The organism is Rhodococcus jostii NBRC 16295, assembly GCF_001894825.1.
In the GTDB taxonomy this organism is placed as follows: domain Bacteria; phylum Actinomycetota; class Actinomycetes; order Mycobacteriales; family Mycobacteriaceae; genus Rhodococcus_F; species Rhodococcus_F jostii.
The window spans coordinates 1-723 of sequence record NZ_BCWY01000267.1 but is presented as its reverse complement, the minus strand read 5'-3'; the positions used below and the strand labels follow the sequence as shown (position 1 = coordinate 723).

1 protein-coding gene is annotated in these 723 nt (G+C 64.7%); it reads right to left on the bottom strand.

Annotated elements, in window-relative coordinates; all coding sequences use genetic code 11:
• Positions 1–17 precede the first annotated feature (17 nt).
• On the bottom strand, positions 18–723 hold a 706-nt coding region (locus tag RJ1_RS45125), incomplete at its 5' end, for a CoA transferase (protein WP_143169627.1).

Sequence of the window (723 nt, the reverse complement as noted above, 5' to 3'; positions counted from 1 at the left end):
CTGTCCAGCACTTCCCTTCAGGCCAGGGCGCCGGCGGTGGCGTCCTGTTCGGTTCCGATGATGTTCTGTGCAGCGAGCGAAGCGATTTCGTCGTTGCTGTAGCCGATCTCCGCGAGGACCTCGGCATTGTGCTGCCCGAGCAGCGGCGCGCCCTTGGGGGCATCCGGGACGGTGCCCAGGAATCGGGCCGCCACTCGTGCCTGCCGCACGCGTCCGGCTGCGGGGTGCTCGGATTCGATGATGATCTCGGCGGCCTTGACCTGCGGGTGTTCGATGACCTCGGCCCGTGTGAGGATCGGAGCGGCCGGTACGTCGAAGGTGTCGAGCACGGTCAACCACTCGGCAGAGCTCTTGTCCAGCAGCACAGATTGGATGAGTTCCAAACGTTCGTTGATGTGCTTCGATCGGCCCACCGGGGTGGAGAACCGCTCGTCGTCGATCCACTCCGCGTGATCGAGGGCTCTGCACATGCTCTGCCATTCACCGTTGCTGTTGGTGGCGACGGTGATGTAGCCGTCCGCGGTCTGGTAGATCAAGTCGATGAAACTCCCGCCCTTCTCCAGCGGGACGGGCTGGTCCGGGAATGTGTAGGCGCCCATGTCCGATGCCCACAGGAACGAGAGCACCGCCTCGAGCATCGACAGGCGAATGTGCTGCCCCTCCCCGGTGCGTTCACGGGCGAACAACGCCGCCGAAAGGGCCTGCGCTGCAACGACTGCAGTC